This window comes from Kitasatospora sp. NPDC085464, from assembly GCF_044541955.1.
Classification (GTDB): domain Bacteria; phylum Actinomycetota; class Actinomycetes; order Streptomycetales; family Streptomycetaceae; genus Kitasatospora.
Window position 1 is genome coordinate 14,755 of record NZ_JBITTM010000029.1, and the last position, 16,045, is coordinate 30,799.

At 72.9% G+C, this 16,045-nt stretch carries 12 protein-coding genes; 5 read left to right on the top strand and 7 right to left on the bottom strand.

Annotation, left to right across the window (positions count from 1 at the left end; all coding sequences use genetic code 11):
• Positions 1–53 precede the first annotated feature (53 nt).
• The gene (gene glnA, locus ACIGG8_RS24935; RefSeq protein ID WP_097238167.1) at positions 54–1,415 is read right to left on the bottom strand and encodes a type I glutamate--ammonia ligase; all 1,362 of its coding nucleotides are present in this window, start codon (positions 1,413–1,415) and stop codon (positions 54–56) included.
• A gap of 251 nt (positions 1,416–1,666) precedes the next feature.
• Here glnA and ACIGG8_RS24940 point away from each other — a divergent pair, with 251 nt between their 5' ends.
• Complete coding sequence (locus ACIGG8_RS24940; protein WP_350523299.1) at positions 1,667–3,421, top strand: NAD+ synthase; 1,755 nt, start codon at positions 1,667–1,669, stop codon at positions 3,419–3,421.
• Positions 3,422–3,427: 6 nt separating this feature from the next.
• On the opposite strand, the gene ACIGG8_RS24945 is transcribed toward ACIGG8_RS24940, so the two are convergent.
• From ACIGG8_RS24945 to ACIGG8_RS24955, 3 genes are all read right to left on the bottom strand, one after another.
• The gene (locus ACIGG8_RS24945; protein ID WP_396550844.1) at positions 3,428–4,474 is read right to left on the bottom strand and encodes an endonuclease/exonuclease/phosphatase family protein; all 1,047 of its coding nucleotides are present in this window, start codon (positions 4,472–4,474) and stop codon (positions 3,428–3,430) included.
• 330 nt (positions 4,475–4,804) lie between these two features.
• Positions 4,805–5,458 (bottom strand): TetR/AcrR family transcriptional regulator, encoded by a 654-nt coding sequence (locus tag ACIGG8_RS24950; protein WP_350523297.1) that lies wholly within the window; start codon positions 5,456–5,458, stop codon positions 4,805–4,807.
• A gap of 183 nt (positions 5,459–5,641) precedes the next feature.
• On the bottom strand, positions 5,642–7,252 hold the full coding sequence (locus ACIGG8_RS24955) for a DHA2 family efflux MFS transporter permease subunit (RefSeq protein ID WP_396550847.1): 1,611 nt from the start codon (positions 7,250–7,252) through the stop codon (positions 5,642–5,644).
• A 311-nt stretch (positions 7,253–7,563) separates the two neighbouring features.
• Here ACIGG8_RS24955 and panB point away from each other — a divergent pair, with 311 nt between their 5' ends.
• The 3 genes from panB (at position 7,564) to ACIGG8_RS24970 (ending at position 10,426) form a co-directional block, all read left to right on the top strand.
• Positions 7,564–8,433, top strand: a complete 870-nt coding sequence (gene panB, locus ACIGG8_RS24960) for a 3-methyl-2-oxobutanoate hydroxymethyltransferase (protein ID WP_350523295.1) — start codon at positions 7,564–7,566, stop codon at positions 8,431–8,433.
• A 161-nt stretch (positions 8,434–8,594) separates the two neighbouring features.
• Positions 8,595–9,617 carry an ATP-binding cassette domain-containing protein gene (locus tag ACIGG8_RS24965; protein ID WP_350523294.1) on the top strand — a complete coding sequence of 341 codons (1,023 nt, stop codon included), beginning with the start codon at positions 8,595–8,597 and terminating at the stop codon, positions 9,615–9,617.
• Complete coding sequence (locus tag ACIGG8_RS24970) at positions 9,614–10,426, top strand: ABC transporter permease (RefSeq protein ID WP_396550850.1); 813 nt, start codon at positions 9,614–9,616, stop codon at positions 10,424–10,426. The genes ACIGG8_RS24965 and ACIGG8_RS24970 overlap by 4 nt, the downstream gene beginning before the upstream one ends.
• A gap of 141 nt (positions 10,427–10,567) precedes the next feature.
• Here ACIGG8_RS24970 and ACIGG8_RS24975 read toward each other — a convergent pair whose 3' ends face one another.
• Positions 10,568–13,930: an AfsR/SARP family transcriptional regulator gene (locus tag ACIGG8_RS24975; protein WP_396550852.1), complete on the bottom strand. Its 3,363-nt coding sequence runs from the start codon at positions 13,928–13,930 to the stop codon at positions 10,568–10,570.
• A gap of 197 nt (positions 13,931–14,127) precedes the next feature.
• Here ACIGG8_RS24975 and ACIGG8_RS24980 point away from each other — a divergent pair, with 197 nt between their 5' ends.
• Positions 14,128–14,943 carry a site-2 protease family protein gene (locus tag ACIGG8_RS24980; protein WP_396550854.1) on the top strand — a complete coding sequence of 272 codons (816 nt, stop codon included), beginning with the start codon at positions 14,128–14,130 and terminating at the stop codon, positions 14,941–14,943.
• Positions 14,944–15,038: 95 nt separating this feature from the next.
• Here the strand turns inward: ACIGG8_RS24980 and ACIGG8_RS24985 are convergent, their stop codons facing one another.
• Both ACIGG8_RS24985 and npdG read right to left on the bottom strand, forming a co-directional pair.
• Positions 15,039–15,233 carry a hypothetical protein gene (locus tag ACIGG8_RS24985; RefSeq protein ID WP_350523290.1) on the bottom strand — a complete coding sequence of 65 codons (195 nt, stop codon included), beginning with the start codon at positions 15,231–15,233 and terminating at the stop codon, positions 15,039–15,041.
• A gap of 112 nt (positions 15,234–15,345) precedes the next feature.
• On the bottom strand, positions 15,346–16,038 hold the full coding sequence (npdG, locus tag ACIGG8_RS24990; RefSeq protein ID WP_396550857.1) for an NADPH-dependent F420 reductase: 693 nt from the start codon (positions 16,036–16,038) through the stop codon (positions 15,346–15,348).
• Positions 16,039–16,045: the final 7 nt, after the last annotated feature.

A 16,045-nucleotide genomic window follows, 5' to 3' on the forward strand; every position in this document is an offset into this window, starting at 1 on the left:
AACAGGCGGGCCCGCTCCGACCGGAGCGGGCCCGCCTGGTGATTGACGGACCGTCAGAGGACCTGGAGGTTCTTCCGCAGCTCGAACGGGGTCACCTCGGAGCGGTACTCCTCCCACTCCTGGCGCTTGTTGCGCAGGAAGAAGTCGAAGACGTGCTCGCCCAGCGTCTCGGCGACCAGTTCGCTGCGCTGCATCAGGTCGATGGCCTCGCCGAGGTTCTGCGGCATCGGCTGGATGCCGAGGGCGCGGCGCTCGGAGTCGGAGAGCGCCCACACGTCGTCGTCGGCGCCGGGCGGGAGCTCGTAGCCCTCCTCGATGCCCTTCAGGCCGGCCGCGAGGGTGACGGCGTAGGCGAGGTAGGGGTTGCAGCCGGTGTCGAGGGAGCGGACCTCGATCCGGGTGGAGCCCTGCTTGCCCGGCTTGTACATCGGCACCCGGATCAGCGCCGAGCGGTTGTTGTGGCCCCAGCAGATGTAGGAGGGGGCCTCGCCGCCGGCGCCGGCGGTGCGCTGGGAGCCGCCCCAGATCCGCTTGTAGGAGTTCACCCACTGGTTGGTCACGGCGGCGGTCTCGGCGGCGTGCTTCAGCAGGCCGGCGATGAACGATCTGCCGACCTTGGAGAGCTGGTACTCGGCACCGGACTCGTGGAAGGCGTTGCGGTCGCCCTCGAACAGCGAGACGTGGGTGTGCATGCCGCTGCCGGGGTGCTCGGAGAAGGGCTTGGGCATGAAGCTCGCGTGCACGCCCTGCTCCAGCGCGACCTCCTTCATGACCAGGCGGAAGGTCATGATGTTGTCGGCGGTGGAGAGCGCGTCGGCGTAACGCAGGTCGATCTCCTGCTGGCCGGGGGCGCCCTCGTGGTGCGAGAACTCGACCGAGATGCCCATCGACTCCAGCATGGTGATCGCCTGGCGGCGGAAGTCGTGGCCGACACCGCGCGGGGTGTGGTCGAAGTAGCCGGACTGGTCGGCCGGGATGGGCGCGGTGCCGTCGCCGGGCAGGTTCTTCAGCAGGAAGAACTCGATCTCCGGGTGGGTGTAGAAGGTGAAGCCCAGGTCGGAGGCCTTCTCCAGGGTGCGCTTGAGCACGAACCGGGGATCGGCGTAGGACGGCGAGCCGTCCGGCATCAGGATGTCGCAGAACATCCGGGCGGTGCCCGGGGTCTCCGAGCGCCACGGCAGGATCTGGAAGGTGGTCGGATCCGGCTTGGCGATCATGTCGGACTCGTACACCCGGGCGAAGCCCTCGATCGCGGAGCCGTCGAACCCGATGCCCTCCTCGAAGGCCTGCTCCAGCTCGGCCGGGGCCACCGCGACCGACTTGAGGAACCCGAGCACGTCGGTGAACCACAGCCGGACGAACCGGATGTCACGCTCTTCGAGCGTCCGAAGCACGAACTGCTGCTGCTTGCCCATGGGGACAGTCTCACCTCTGCTCTTTACGCTCGTGTTACGCCCGGGAGGCCACCGGAAGACCCCTGCCGGCGAATGCCCCCATCATGGCCGATCACCGGGCGGCACGGCAGTGCCGACCCCCGGGAAGACCTCCGGAACCTCCCCTGAGGACCAAGGGAGGACCAAGGGAGGACCAGAGGACGGCGCCGGGAGGACCCCGGAGCGACCCCCTCGCGGGACATTGCGTCAGATAGACGATTACACTCGGGGACATGCCCAATCTCCGTCTCGCCCTGAGCCAGATCGACCCCTGGGTCGGTGACCTCGCCCGCAACAGCGATGAGGTGGTGCGCTGGACCAAGCAGGCCGTGGAGGCCGGCGCCCAGCTGGTCGCCTTCCCCGAGATGGCCCTCACCGGGTACCCGGTCGAGGACCTCGCCCTGCGGCACTCCTTCGTCGAGGCCTCCCGCGGTGCGCTGGTCGAGCTGGCCGGCCGGCTGGCGGCCGACGGGCTGGGCGAGGTCCCCGTGGTGGTCGGCTACCTCGGGCGCTCCGACCACGCGTCGCCGCGCTTCAACCGCCCGGCCGGGTCCCCGCAGAACTGCGCCGCCGTGCTGCACCGGGGTGAGGTGGTGACCCGCTTCGCCAAGCACCACCTGCCCAACTACGGCGTGTTCGACGAGTTCCGCTGGTTCGTCCCGGGCGACCAGCTGCCGGTGGTCCGGGTGCACGGGGTCGACGTCGCGCTGGCGATCTGCGAGGACATCTGGCAGGACGGCGGCCGGGTCACCGCGGCCCGCGAGGCCGAGGCCGGGCTGCTGCTGGTGATCAACGGTTCGCCGTACGAGCGGAACAAGGACGACCAGCGGCTGGAGCTGGTCCGGCGCCGGGCGGCCGAGGCGGGCTGCACCCTGGCGTACGTCAACATGGTCGGCGGCCAGGACGAGCTGGTCTTCGACGGCGACTCGATCGTGGTCGGCGCGGACGGCGAAGTCCTCGCCCGCTCCCCGCAGTTCGAGGAGCACCTGCTGCTGCTCGACCTCGACCTGCCGGCCGCCAGCAGCGACCACACGGACGGCCTGCTGCTGAGCGACGGGCTGCACCTGGTCCGTACCGAGCTGGGCGGCGAGCCGGTGCCCGCGCCCGCCGACCGGGCGGACGCCGGGGTCGCGCCGCGGCTGTCCGACGAGGCCGAGATCTGGGCCGCGCTGGTCTCCGGCACCCGGGCGTACGTCGCCAAGAACGGCTTCGGGTCGGTGCTGATCGGCCTCTCCGGCGGCATCGACTCCGCGCTGGTGGCCTCGATCGCGGTGGACGCGATCGGCGCCGAGAACGTGTACTGCGTGTCGATGCCCAGCCGCTACTCCTCCGAGCACTCCAAGGGCGACGCGGCCGAGCTGGCCCGCCGCACCGGGCTGCACTTCCGGACCGTCTCCATCGCCCCGATGTTCGACGCCTACCTGGCCGCCACCGAGCTGACCGGCCTGGCCGAGGAGAACCTGCAGTCCCGGCTGCGCGGCACCCTGCTGATGGCGATCTCCAACCAGGAGGGGCACATCGTGCTCGCGCCCGGCAACAAGAGCGAGCTGGCGGTCGGCTACTCGACCCTGTACGGCGACTCGGTGGGCGCGTTCGGGCCGATCAAGGACGTCTACAAGTCGCTGATCTTCCGACTGGCCCGGTGGCGCAACGAGGAGGCCGAGCGGCGCGGCGAGGTGGCTCCGATCCCGGAGAACACCATCGTCAAGCCGCCGTCCGCCGAGCTGCGGCCGGACCAGAAGGACACCGACTCGCTCCCGGACTACGACCTGCTGGACAGCGTGCTGGCGCGCTACATCGAGGGCGACGAGGGCCGGGACGCGATCGTGGCGGCGGGCTTCGACCCGGCCGTGGTGGACCGGGTGGTGCGGCTGGTCGACACCGCCGAGTACAAGCGGCGCCAGTACCCGCCGGGCCCCAAGATCTCGGTGAAGAACTTCGGCCGGGACCGCCGACTGCCGATCACCAACCGCTGGCGGCGCGGCTAGGAGCCTTCAGTACCGGTAGGTGGCGACCACCGCGAGGTGGTCGCTGCCGTCCCGGGGCAGGGTGCGGGAGTCGACCGGTTCGAGCCCGCCCTTGCTCATGATCTGGTCGATCCGGGCCATCGGGAAGGACGCCGGCCAGCTGAAGCCGAAGCCGTCCCCGGCGGCGCCCTGGGCCGAGCGCATCTGCGAGGTGACGGGCGCCAGACTGCGGTCGTTCATGGTGCCGTTGAGGTCGCCGAGGAGCAGCACCTTCTTGATCGGCTCGGCCTCGATCGCGTCGCCGAGCGCCTGCGCGCTGGCGTCCCGCTGGTTGACGGTGAAGCCGCCCTCGGCCTTCAGCCGCACCGAGGGCAGGTGCGCGACGTACACCGCGACCGGACCCTGCGGGGTGCCGACCTGGGCGCGGAACGCCCTGGTCCAGCCCATCTTGAGGTCCACCGGCGCGACCCCGCTGATCGGGTACTTCGACCAGAGCCCGACCGTGCCCTCCACGGTGTGGTACGGGTAGGCCTCGGCGAGCCCGGTCTCGTACGAGTGCAGCGCCCGGCCCGCCAGCTCCTGCAGGGCGACGATCTGGGCCCCGGAGGCGACCAGCCCCCGGATGGTGCCCGGCACGTCGGTGTTGGCGGCGGCGACGTTGTGGCTGACCACCTTCCACTCGCCCTTGCCGCCGCTCCGGTCGATCAGCAGGCCGCCGAACAGGTTGGCCCAGAGCACCACGGGCAGCAGCAGGGCGAGCAGCGCGGTGGCGGAGCGGCGCAGCAGCGCGGGCACCAGCAGCACCGGGACGGCCAGGCCCAGCCAGGGCAGGAAGGTCTCCAGCAGGCTGCCGAGGTTGCCGGCGCCGTTGGGCACCTCGGCGTGGAAGGCGAGCAGCGCGGCGGTGAGCCCGGCCAGGGCGGCGATCACCAGGCCGCGCCGCCAGGTGGTGGCGCCGCGGGCGTCCCGACCCCAGTTCCGCAGGCCGAGGAAGCCGCCGGACCGCGCCGCCGGGGCCGACTCGTCGGCACCTCCGGGGGCCGCGATCCGCTCGGTCCTGTCCGCCTGCGTCATGCCGTGGCTCCCGTTCGCTCGTGCCGGCCGCCGGTCCGGGGTCCGGCCCGTGGGACGGGCACGGCACCGGACCGGTGCCGGTTCGATCGGATACCCGGCTCAGCCTATGCCGGGACAGACGTCAGGCCCCCGGAGCGGGTTCCGGCGCGGCCCGGATTGGTGAGTTAGGCCACGTCCGGCCGGTGCGGCGCCCGGGCGGCCCCGGACGGCGGGCCGGTGCCCGGGCCGGCGCGACCTCGCACGGCGGGCCGGTGCCCGGGCCGGCGCGACCTCGCACGGCGGGCCGGTGCCCGGGCCGGCGCGACCTCGCACGGCGGGCCGGTGCCGGGGTCAGCGCGGCCCGAGGCCTCCGATCAGCGAATCGACCATCTTGCGGGCGAGGTCCGGGTCCTCCAGGTCGGAGTCGTCCCACAGGATGCTGCGGTAGAGGATCGGGCCCATCAGCAGGTCGCCGAGCAGGTCCAGGTCGAGGTCGGAGCGGAGCACGCCCTCGTCCACGGCGCGGCGGATCAGCTTCAGCCCGGCTTCGCGGCGCGGCTTGACCACCCGTTCGCGGTAGGCGTTGTGCAGCTCGGGAAGGCTGTGCATCTGGCCCAGGGCGGCCTTCAGCACCCAGCGGGTGCGCTTGGCGAGGCCGCGCCGGCGCATGTAGTCGATCATCTCGATCAGGTCGGCCCGCGCGCCGCGGCCGGTCGGCTCCGGCATCGGGACCTCCAGCTTGCCGACCACGTCGACCAGCAGGGCCTCCTTGTTGGGCCAGCGCCGGTAGATGGTGGCCTTGCCGACGCCCGCCGCGGTGGCGATGCCCTCGATGGTGAGTTCGGACATCGTGGTGCCGCCCGACATCAGGTCCACCACCGCGCCGAAGATGGCCTGCTCGGCGGCCTCGCTGCGGGGCCGGCCGCGGCGTGCCGCGGCACAGGCCTGGCCGCTGTCGGCGGCGCAGTCCTGATCGGTGTCGGCGGTCGGGGTGTCCGTCTTCATCCCCGCTGTACTCCCTCGCTGTCCGCGGGCGCGCGGGCGCCGTCCGTGTCGTTGACGGTCCGTGCGGCGGGCGGGAGCCCGCCGTCGGACCGAGGCCCTGCCCCCTCGGGCGCACCCGGGGGGACAGGGCCATTGTCACCCAGTCGTGTTCGAGGCCTCACCGCCGTCCGGTCGGACCGCAGGTCAGGCGTCCGCGGCCGCGGTCTCGGCGAGGGGCTCGTCCCGCTGCTCGGGGGCCGGACCGGCCGGCGCACCGGGGGCGGCCGAGCGACGCGGCAGCAGGAACCAGGCGACCAGCGCGCCGAGCACCGAGATGCCCACCGAGAGGGAGGCCACGACGTGCATGGCGTGGATGAAGGAGTCGTTCGCCGGGCCGATCAGGGCCTTGCCGCCCGGGATCCGGTCGGCGATGGCCAGGGTGGCCTCCAGCGACTCGCCGGCCTTGTCCCGCAGGTTCTCGGGCAGCTGGTTCAGCGTGTCGGACATCCCGTCGCGGTAGACGGTGGAGAGCACCGCGCCGAGCACGGCGACGCCCAGCGAGCCGCCGACCTGGCGGAAGGTGTTGTTGACGGCCGAGCCCGCGCCAGCCTTCTCGCGGGGCAGCGAGCCCATGATCGCGACGGTGACCGGCGGCATGACGTGCGCCATGCCGGCGCCCATCACCAGGCCGAGCACGATCAGCACCCAGATCGGGCTGGTGGCGGTCAGCACGGTGTAGCCGACGAAGCCGAGCGCGACCAGCAGCATGCCGCCGGCGGCGGTGGCGGCGACGCCGATGCGGTCGACCACCAGCCGGGCCCGCGGCGCGAACAGCAGCTGGGCGACGGCCAGCGGCAGCATCAGCAGGCCGGCCTGCAGTGCGCTGTAGCCGCGCACGCTCTGGATGTAGAAGACGCCGAAGAAGGAGACGCCCATCAGCGCGAAGAAGATCACGCCGACGACGACCACGGAGGCACTGAACACCTTGTTGCGGAACCAGCTGACGTCCAGCGCGGGGAACGCGGTGCGGCGCTCGAACCAGACGAAGGCGACCAGCGCGACCACGCCGATCAGGGTCGGCGCCCAGGCCTCGACGGCCGTGAAGTCGGCCAGCTCGCCGCCCTTGATGATGCCGTAGATCAGCGCGACCAGGCCGATGATCGACAGCAGCACGCCGACCGGGTCGAGCTTGCCCGGGTTGGGGTCCTTGGACTCGGGCACCAGGACCGCCATCGCGATCACCGCGACGATCACGATCGGGACGTTGATCAGGAAGACCGAGCCCCACCAGAAGTGCTCGATCAGCACGCCGCCGGTGATCGGGCCGATGGCGATGGCCAGACCGACCGCGCCCGCCCAGATGCCGATGGCCTTGGGCTGCTCGGAGCGCTCGAAGACGTTCATGATGATCGCCAGCGTGGCGGGCATCGCGAGCGCGGCGCCGACGCCCATCAGGGCGCGGAAGCCGATGAGTTCACCGGGCGAGGCGGCCATCGAGGACAGCAGCGAGGCGATGCCGAAGACCACCATGCCGGCCAGCAGCGCGAGCTTGCGGCCGAAGCGGTCGCCGAGCAGGCCCGAGGTGAAGAGCAGCCCGGCGAACACCAGGGTGTAGGAGTTGATCGACCACTCCAGGTCGCTCTGGGTGGCTCCGAGGCCGACCGGAGCGGGGGTCGCGATGGTCTTCATCGCGACGTTGAGGATCGAGTTGTCGAGCACGACGACGAGCAGGGCGAGCACCAGGGTGCAGAGGATCGCCCAGCGCCGGCGGTGGATGGCTTCCGGCACGCGGGGTGGCGCGGCTGCGGTGGTCATTGGTCTTCCCGTCCGTGTTGGTGTGGCACTGGCGGGTAATTCCGAGCCGGATACGTCTCGTAACCCCCCGCACCAGAGTAGCCGGGAATACGATACGAGACGACCCCGTTTCGCAAAAACGAGGCAAAGCCCGCCGCCTCCGCCCACCACGACCGGGCCCGGTGTGCCACCACGACCGGACCCGGTGTGTCACGGATCGCACCGGGACGAACGCACCCCTCTTTGCGCGCACGCCGGGGCGTGCAAGCATGGAGGGGATCCGGGGACGCCGCACGGCGCCACGAGACGACAACCCTTCAGGAGTCCGTTCGATGAACGCTTCTTCGCCTTCGCCTGCCCAGAACCAGGCGTCGACCGCCACCCTCTACGGCGGGGTCACCAACCGCCGCATCACCGTCCGCGACCTGGCCTCCGCCAAGCAGCGCGGCGAGAAGTGGTCGATGCTCACCGCCTACGACGCCCTGACCGCGGGCGTGTTCGACGAGGCCGGCATCCCGGTGCTGCTGGTCGGCGACTCGGCGGGCAACTGCCACCTCGGCTACGAGACCACCGTCCCGGTGACCATGGATCAGATGGTGATGCTCTCCGCCGCCGTCGTCCGCGGCACCAAGCGGTCGATGATCGTCGCCGACCTGCCGTTCGGCTCCTACCAGGAGTCCCCCGCGCAGGCCATGCACAACGCGGCCCGGCTGATGAAGGAGGCCGGCGTCGGCGCGGTGAAGCTGGAGGGCGGGGAGCGCAGCGCCCGCTCGATCGAGCTGCTGGTCGAGGCCGGCATCCCGGTGATGGCGCACATCGGCCTCACCCCGCAGTCCGTGCACGCCCTCGGCGGCTACCCGGTCCAGGGCCGCGGCGACGAGGCGGCGCACCAGCTGCTGCGCGACGCCAAGGCCGTCCAGCAGGCGGGCGCCTTCGCGGTGGTGCTGGAGGCGGTGCCGGCCGAGCTGGCCGCCCAGGTCACCGAGCAGCTCGCGATCCCGACCGTCGGCATCGGCGGCGGCCCCGACACCGACGCCCAGGTGCTGGTCTGGACCGACATGGCCGGCATGACGGCCGGCCGGGTGCCGAAGTTCGTCAAGCAGTACGCCAACCTGCGGGCCGTCCTGGGCGACGCCGCCCGGGCCTTCGCCGAGGACGTCCGCGGCGGCGCCTTCCCGGCGGAGGAGCACACCTTCCACTGACGGGCCGTACGACCCACCGCCCCCGCTCCGCCCGTCGGAGCGGGGGCGCTGCCGTGCCCCGCCGGCGGATGACAGCGGCGTGACAGCCGCCTGGCAGCGGGGTGCCACGGCCGCCGCCCGGCTGACAGGGGGCTGACAGCCGGGGCGGACAACCTGGTGGCATGACACGAATCGCCACCGCCCCGAACGACCGGGGAGCCGCCGTCGGCAACGCCGTCGAGGTCCGCGGCATCGTCAAGCACTACGGCACCACCAAGGCCCTCGACGGGGTCGACCTCACCGTGAAGGAGGGCACCGTCCTCGGCGTGCTCGGCCCCAACGGCGCGGGCAAGACCACCCTGGTGCGGGTCCTCTCCACGCTGATCAAGCCGGACGCCGGCACCGCCGTCGTCGGCGGCTACGACGTCCTGCGCCAGCCCAAGCAGCTGCGCCGCACGATCGGCCTCACCGGCCAGTACGCCTCCGTCGACGAACTCCTGTCCGGGTACGAGAACCTCTACCTGATCGGCCGGCTGCTCGACCTCCCCCGCCGCGAGGCCAAGGCCCGCGCGACCGAGCTGCTGGAGCGCTTCTCGCTCACCGAGGCCGCCAAGCGAACCGCCAAGACCTACTCCGGCGGCATGCGCCGCCGCCTCGACCTGGCCGCCAGCATGATCGGCCGGCCCCGGGTGCTCTACCTGGACGAGCCCACCACCGGCCTGGACCCGCGCACCCGCAACGAGGTCTGGGACGAGGTGCAGCGGATGGTCTCCGAGGGCACCACCGTGCTGCTGACCACCCAGTACATGGAGGAGGCGGAGCAGCTCGCGAACGAGCTGACCGTCATCGACCGCGGCAAGGTCATCGCCAACGGCCTGGTGGCCGATCTCAAGGCCAAGGTCGGCGGCCAGACCCTGCAGGTCCGCCCGGTCCGCCCGGCCGACCTGCCCGAGATGGCCCGCTGCCTGCGCGAGAGCGGCATCACCAGCGCCACCTTCTCCGCCGACACCGGCCTGCTCGCGGTGCCGATCACCGACGAGGAGCAGCTGACCGCGGTGATCGGCGTGCTCGGCGGCCGCGGCTTCGCGATCGCCGGCATCGACACCAAGGTGCCCAGCCTCGACGAGGTCTTCCTCGCCATCACCGGCAAGCCCGCCGCCGACGCGGAGCCCGCCCCCAGCCTCGCCAAGGAGCCCGTCGCATGACCACCGCCGCACTCGCCCCCGCCCGGGTGGAGGACTCCCGGATCGGCCTGTCCGGGACGCTGCGCCACGTCGGCGCGCTGACCCGGCGCAACCTGATGCGGATCAAGGCCGACCCGGAGTCGATGTTCGACGCCGTGCTGATGCCGATCATCTTCACCGTGCTGTTCGTCTACGTCTTCGGCGGTGCGATGGCCGGCGACCAGGACACCTACAAGCAGTACCTGGTCCCCGGCCTGCTGGGGCAGACCGGCCTCACCCTCGCGATGGCCGTCGGCACCGGCCTCAACAGCGACTTCCAGACCGGTGTGATGGACCGCTTCCGGACCCTGCCGATCGGCCGGGCCTCCGTGCTGCTCTCCAAGATCGCCGCCGAGACCCTCCGCGGGCTGCTCTCCTTCGCGATCCTGATCGGCTTCGCGATGTGCATCGGCTTCGAGGTGAAGACCGGCCCGCTGGAGGTGCTGGCCACGGTCGGCCTGGGTCTGGTGTTCGGCATGTCGATCGTCTGGATCTCGATGCTGCTGGGCATGGCGCTGCGCAGCGCCCAGGCCGTCCAGGGCGTGGCCATCCTGGTCCTGATGCCGATGCAGTTCGGCAGCTCGATCTTCGCCCCGACCAACACCATGCCGGGCTGGCTGCAGTCCTTCACCAAGATCAACCCGCTGTCCGCGCTGGCCGACGCCTCCCGTGCGCTGCTCAACGGCGAGGGCGCGGTGGCCCACCCGGTGATGATCGTGCTGGTCTGGTCCGCCGCCGTGACCGCGGTCTTCGCCCCGCTGGCGGTCGCCCGCTTCCGCAAGCGGACCTGAGCTCCACGGAGAAGAGCCACCGTCGGCCCCCCGTGGGGGAGGGCCGCCGGACGGGACGGCCGGCCGCCCGGGACAGGCACCGGCCGTCGCGAGGGCCCGGCGGGCCGGTGACCAGGGGACGGGCACCGGCCCGCCGGGCCCTCAGCCCTCGCCGATCAACTCGTCCATCAGCGCGTGGGTCTGGGCCTGGGTCATCCCGGTGCCACGGGTGCGGGCCGCTTCGAAGGCGGCGTCGCCGAGCAGCTCCCGCAGGGCGCCGGCGGAGCGCTCCCGCTCGACCCGGTCCAGGTAGCCGCCCTTCGGGCCGTGCAGTCCGGTGTGCGCGCCGAGCAGCACGGCGGCGGCCTCGGCCCGCTCCAGGTCCCCGTCCCGCTGGGCGAAGCTCACCAGCACCGCGGCCACCGCAGGCACCACCATGACCGCCACGTGCTCGGCGAACCCGCTGGTGGCCGACGTGGCGCGCAGCAGCCGCCGGCCCTCCTGCAGCAGGGCGAAGCCCTGGTCCGGGTCCCCGGCCCGGGCGACGATCCAGCCCCGGGCGCTCAGCAGCATCCCGTCCACGATGCCCGGCGCGAAACCGCCCACCCTGACCACGTCGAGGGTGTCCAGCTCGGCCAGGGCCGCCTCGTGCTCGTCGCGCACGGCGTGGATGCCGCACAGCGTCAGGTGGCCGAACATCAGGGCTCCGGTGGTGGACTGGTTGGTGCCCGGGGCGTCCACGGAGGCCAGTGCCTCCCGGACGATCCGCTCGCCGCGCTCCATGTCGTGCTCCAGCATGGCGGTGCCCAGGTGCACCCGCAGGATCGGGACCTCCTGCGGCGCGCCCAGTTCCTCGGCCAGCTCGATCGCCCGCGCGTACGCGGCGGCGGCGGCCTGCGACTCGCCCTGGCCGGCCAGGCTCTCCCCGTGCGCGGCCAGCGCCTGGGAGACCCCCCAGAGGTCGCCGGCCCGTTCGTACAGCTCCAGCGAGCGCTCGCCGTCACGCAGGCTCTGCTCGGCTCCGGTCGGCCAGTCGTTCATCATCCGTGCCCGGACCTGCAGGATGAAGGCCAGGTCGCCCGGCCCGCCGTACTTCTCGCAGCCGAGGACGGCGTCGTCCAGCAGGTCCTTCATCAGCTCCAGCCGGCCGGCCAGGAAGGCGCCGAACACCCGCATCAGCGCCGGGAACCGGTAGGACTGCGGCAGTTCCGGGCCGTAGGCGTCCAGCAGCTGCCGGGACACCTCGACCGCCTCCGGGTCTCCGAGCACGTCCAGGTTCCCCTCGAACAGGCCCATCAGCCGGTACATCGCGAGCAGCCGGCGGGACTCCTCCAGCACGCCCTCGGGCATCGGCACGCCGTACGCGAGCACGTCGCGCTCCAGCGGCAGCGGCGGCGGGGCGTCGGGACCGAACGGGTCCGGCCCCAGGGCGGCGACCGCGTCGTACCAGCCGCGGGCCTCCATGCTGTAGGCGCGAAGCGACCAGTACCAGCTCATGCCGAGGCAGAGGACCAGCGCCTGTTCCTCGTCCCGGAGGTCGATCGCGCGGCGCAGCACGGCCCGGATGTTCTCCTGCTCGCGCTCCAGCACCGCCAGCCAGTGCAGCTGCCGGGGGCCGTGGATCTGCTGCTCGGCCTCGGCGACCAGCGCGCGGAAGTGCGCCAGGTGACGGGCCTCGGCGGCGACGCGCTCGGCGGCGGACTCGGCGAGGCGCTCGGTGGCGTACTCGTGGATGGTCTCCAGCATCCGGTAGCGCGGCAGGCTGGCGCCGTCCAGGTCGGCGACCAGCAGGGACTTGTCGACCAGCGACAGCAGCAGGTCGGCGACCTCCCCGGGGGCCACGTCGAGGCCGTCGGCGCAGACCGCCTCGGCGTCCTCCAGCTGCCAGCCGCCCACGAACACCGAGAGCCGGCGAAGCACCGCCCGCTCCCGCTTGCCCAGCAGGTCCCAGCTCCAGTCGACCACCGCGCGCAGGGTCTGCTGGCGCGGCAGCAGGGTGCGGCTGCCGGCGGTGAGCAGCGCGAACCGGCCGTCCAGCCGGTCGGCTATCTGGCGGGCCGTCATCACCCGCAGCCGGGCGGCGGCCAGTTCGATGGCCAGTGGCAGCCCGTCCAGCCGGCGGCAGATCTCGGCGCAGGCCTCCGGGTCGCCCTGCGGGTCGAAGCCGGGACGGGCGGTGGCGGCGCGCTCGGCGAACAGCCGCAGAGCGACCGGGTCGGGCAGCGGCTCGACCGGCAGCACCGTCTCGCCGGGCACGCCGAGCGGCTCGCGGCTGGTGGCGAGCACGGTCAGCCCCGGGCACTCGGCGAGCAGCACGTCGGCGAGGTCGGCGGCGGCCTGGATCAGGTGCTCGCAGTTGTCCAGGACGAGCAGCATCCGGCGGTGGCCGCAGTGCTCGACGAGCCGGCGCAGCGGGTCCTCGGCGCGCTTCTCGATCACTTCGGCGACCATGTTGGTGCTGTGCAGCACGATCTCGCGCAGGCCCAGTGCGGAGACCACGGCGGCGGGCACCGCCTCCGGCCTCTCCAGCGGGGCGAGTTCGGCCACCCAGACGCCGTCCGGCCAGGCGCCCGCGCCCTGTTCGGCCCGGCCGGCCTCGACCGAGAGGCTGGTCTTGCCGGAGCCGCCGGGGCCGATGAGGGTCACCAGCCGACGGTCCGTCAACATTCCGCGCAGCGCGGTGAGATCGGCTTCGCGGCCGACGAAGCTGGTCAGCCGGCCGCGCAGGTTGCCGCCGGCGCGCGGGAGCCGGGGCGCCGGCGCGTCCTCGGCCGGCGCCGGCAGCGGGGCCGGGTCCGGGTCCGCCTCGGCCGCGGGGGCGAGCAACTCGGCGTAGAGGGACTGCAGTTGGCGGCCCGGGTCGACGCCCAGCTCGGCGGCCAGCGCCCGCCTGGTCCGCTCGTAGTGGCGCAGCGCCTCCGCCGTGCGGCCGCTCGCCTGCAGCGCCCGGATCATCAGCAGCTGCAGCGGTTCGTCCAACGGCTGCCGCTCGCACAGCTCGGCGAGTTCGGCGACCAGCTCCGCGGCGCGGCCGAGCCCGAGGTCCGCGGTGATCCGGTGGCGGCGGGCCTCCTCGCGCTGGACCTCCAGCCGGGCGGCCGGGCCGGTGCGGTCCGGCAGGTCGGCGAGGGCGGGGCCGCGCCACAGCGCCAGGGCGGCGCGCAGCCGCTCGGCGGCGAGCGCGTCGTCCCCGGTGTCCAGGGCGCGGCGGCCCTCGGCGCTCAGCCGCTGGAAGTCGGCGAGGTCGGTGCCGGGGCCGGTCAGCCAGTAGCCGGCCGGGCCGGAGCCGACCTCGTCCCGGCCGATGGTGCGGCGCAGCCGGCCGACCAGGGTCTGCAGCGCGGCGGAGGCGTCCTGCGGCGGGTCGGTGTCCCACACCTCGTCCACCAGCAGGTCGGCCGGGACGGGACGGCCCTGCCGCAGGGCCAGCGCGGTGAGCAGCGCCCGCAGCCGGGCGCCGCCCAGGGGCACCGGGGTTCCGTCGTCGTGGTGGGCCGTGGTCGTCCCGAGGATGCCGTAGTGCACCGGACCATTCTGGTCGATCGGCGCGGGTACGGCCGCACAATTGTGCTGGAACTCCCGGCGCCCGCCTGCACCCGCGACGGAACGCGGCCGGGCGTTCGGACGTTCACCCGGAGCGGCTTGTCCGGTCACCGGCCCGCCCGGCATGATCGACCCCGGCCCGCATCCCGACCTCCCCCTGCCCACGGAGCATCCACACCATGACCTTCGCCGCCACGCCGCGCTCCCGCAGCGAGGACCGCCGGATCAGCCCGGTGTTCTGGGTGCTCCTCGCCGTCCTCGCCACCTCCGCCTGGGCGGTGTACGCCGACTACGGGAACAGCTCCTTCGGCGTGTTCCTGTTCGTCGTCGCCGGCTGGATGGTCTCCCTCTGCCTGCACGAGTACGCCCACGCGCGCACCGCGCTGCACGGCGGCGACATCACCGTCGGCGCCAAGGGCTACCTCACGCTCAACCCGCTGAAGTACACCAACGTGCTGCTGAGCTTCGTGCTCCCGATCGTCTTCGTGATCCTCGGCGGCATCGGCCTGCCCGGCGGCTCGGTGTGGATCGAGCGGCACCGGATCCACGGCCGGCTCAAGCACAGCCTGGTCTCGGCGGCCGGGCCGCTGGTCAACGTGCTGTTCGCGGCGGTGCTGCTCATCCCGGTCGGCGCGGGGTGGCTGCACGGCGACGGCGGGGTGTACGTCTGGGCCTTCGGCGTGGACCCGTACAAGCCGATCGAGTGCGCGATGGCCTTCCTCGGCCTGCTCCAGCTGAGCGCCGCACTGCTGAACCTGCTCCCGGTGCCCGGCCTCGACGGCTACGGGATCGTCGAGCCGTGGCTGTCGGCCAAGACCCGGCGCGCGGTCGAGCCGTTCGCGCCGTACGGGATGCTGGCGGTGTTCGCGCTGCTGTGGCAGCCCCAGGTCAACCACCTCTTCTTCGAGGCGGTGCACGGGCTGATGGGGCTGTTCGGGGTGGACGGCCGGGTCTCCGACCTCGGCTACGCGATGTTCCGCTTCTGGGACAACTGATCCGAGGGCGGCCGGCCCTGCCCGGTCAGCCCTCTTCGGCCGGCCCTGCCCGGTCAGCCCTCTTCGGCCGGCCCTGCCCGGTCGGTCCTCTTCGGTCAGCCCTGCTCGGCTGCCGCGGCGGTGGCCTCGGCGATCTTCGCCCGGCGGCGGTTCAGCCACACCACGTTGCTGGCCACGCCGGCCAGCGGCAGCCAGATCAGGCCCAGCCACAGGCCCTGGGTCAGCGAGAAGACGGCGGCCGCCAGCGCGAGGACGACGACGGTCAGGGCGAGCACGGACGTGCGGGGCATGGTGGAGGGCTCCTAGAACGGGTACGGCCGACCGGGGCGCGGCCGCGTCCCATTGTCGCCGACCTCACCTCCGGAACGGGTCCAGGGGTGAGGTCGACACGGCACCCACCGGTCAGACGTCGGTGATCCGCAGGCCCGCGTGGGCCTTGTAGCGGCGGTTGACCGAGATCAGGTTGGCCACCAGCGCCTCGACCTGGTGGGCGTTGCGCAGCCGGCCCGCGTAGATGCCGCGCATGCCGGGGATCCGGGCGGCCAGTCCGCGCACGACGTCGGTGGCGGCGCGGTCGTCGCCGAGCACCATGACGTCGGTGTCGATCGCCTCCACCGACTCGTCCTGCAGCAGCACCGCCGAGAGGTGGTGGAAGGCGGCGGTGACCCGGGAGTCCGGCAGCAGCGCGGCGGCCTGCTCGGCGGCGCTGCCCTCCTCCGGCTTCAGCGCGTACGCGCCCTGCTTGTCGAAGCCGAGCGGGTTGACGCAGTCGACGACGATCTTGCCGGACAGGTCCTCGCGCAGTGCGGTCAGCGTGGCGGCGTGGCCGTCCCACGGGACCGCGATGATGACCACGTCGCTCTCCCGGGCGACGGTGGCGTTGTCGGCGCCGCGCACGCCGAGGCCCAGCTCGGCGGCCGAGGCCTCGGCCCGGGCCGCGTCACGGGAGCCGATGATCACCTGCTGGCCCGCCTTGGCCAGCCGCAGGGCCAGGCCCCGCCCCTGGTCGCCGGTGCCGCCGAGGACGCCGACCACCAGCTGCGAGACGTCCGGCAGCTCGTGGGCCGGGTTTGTCGCTGAATCGAGGGAAGTCATGGGCCGA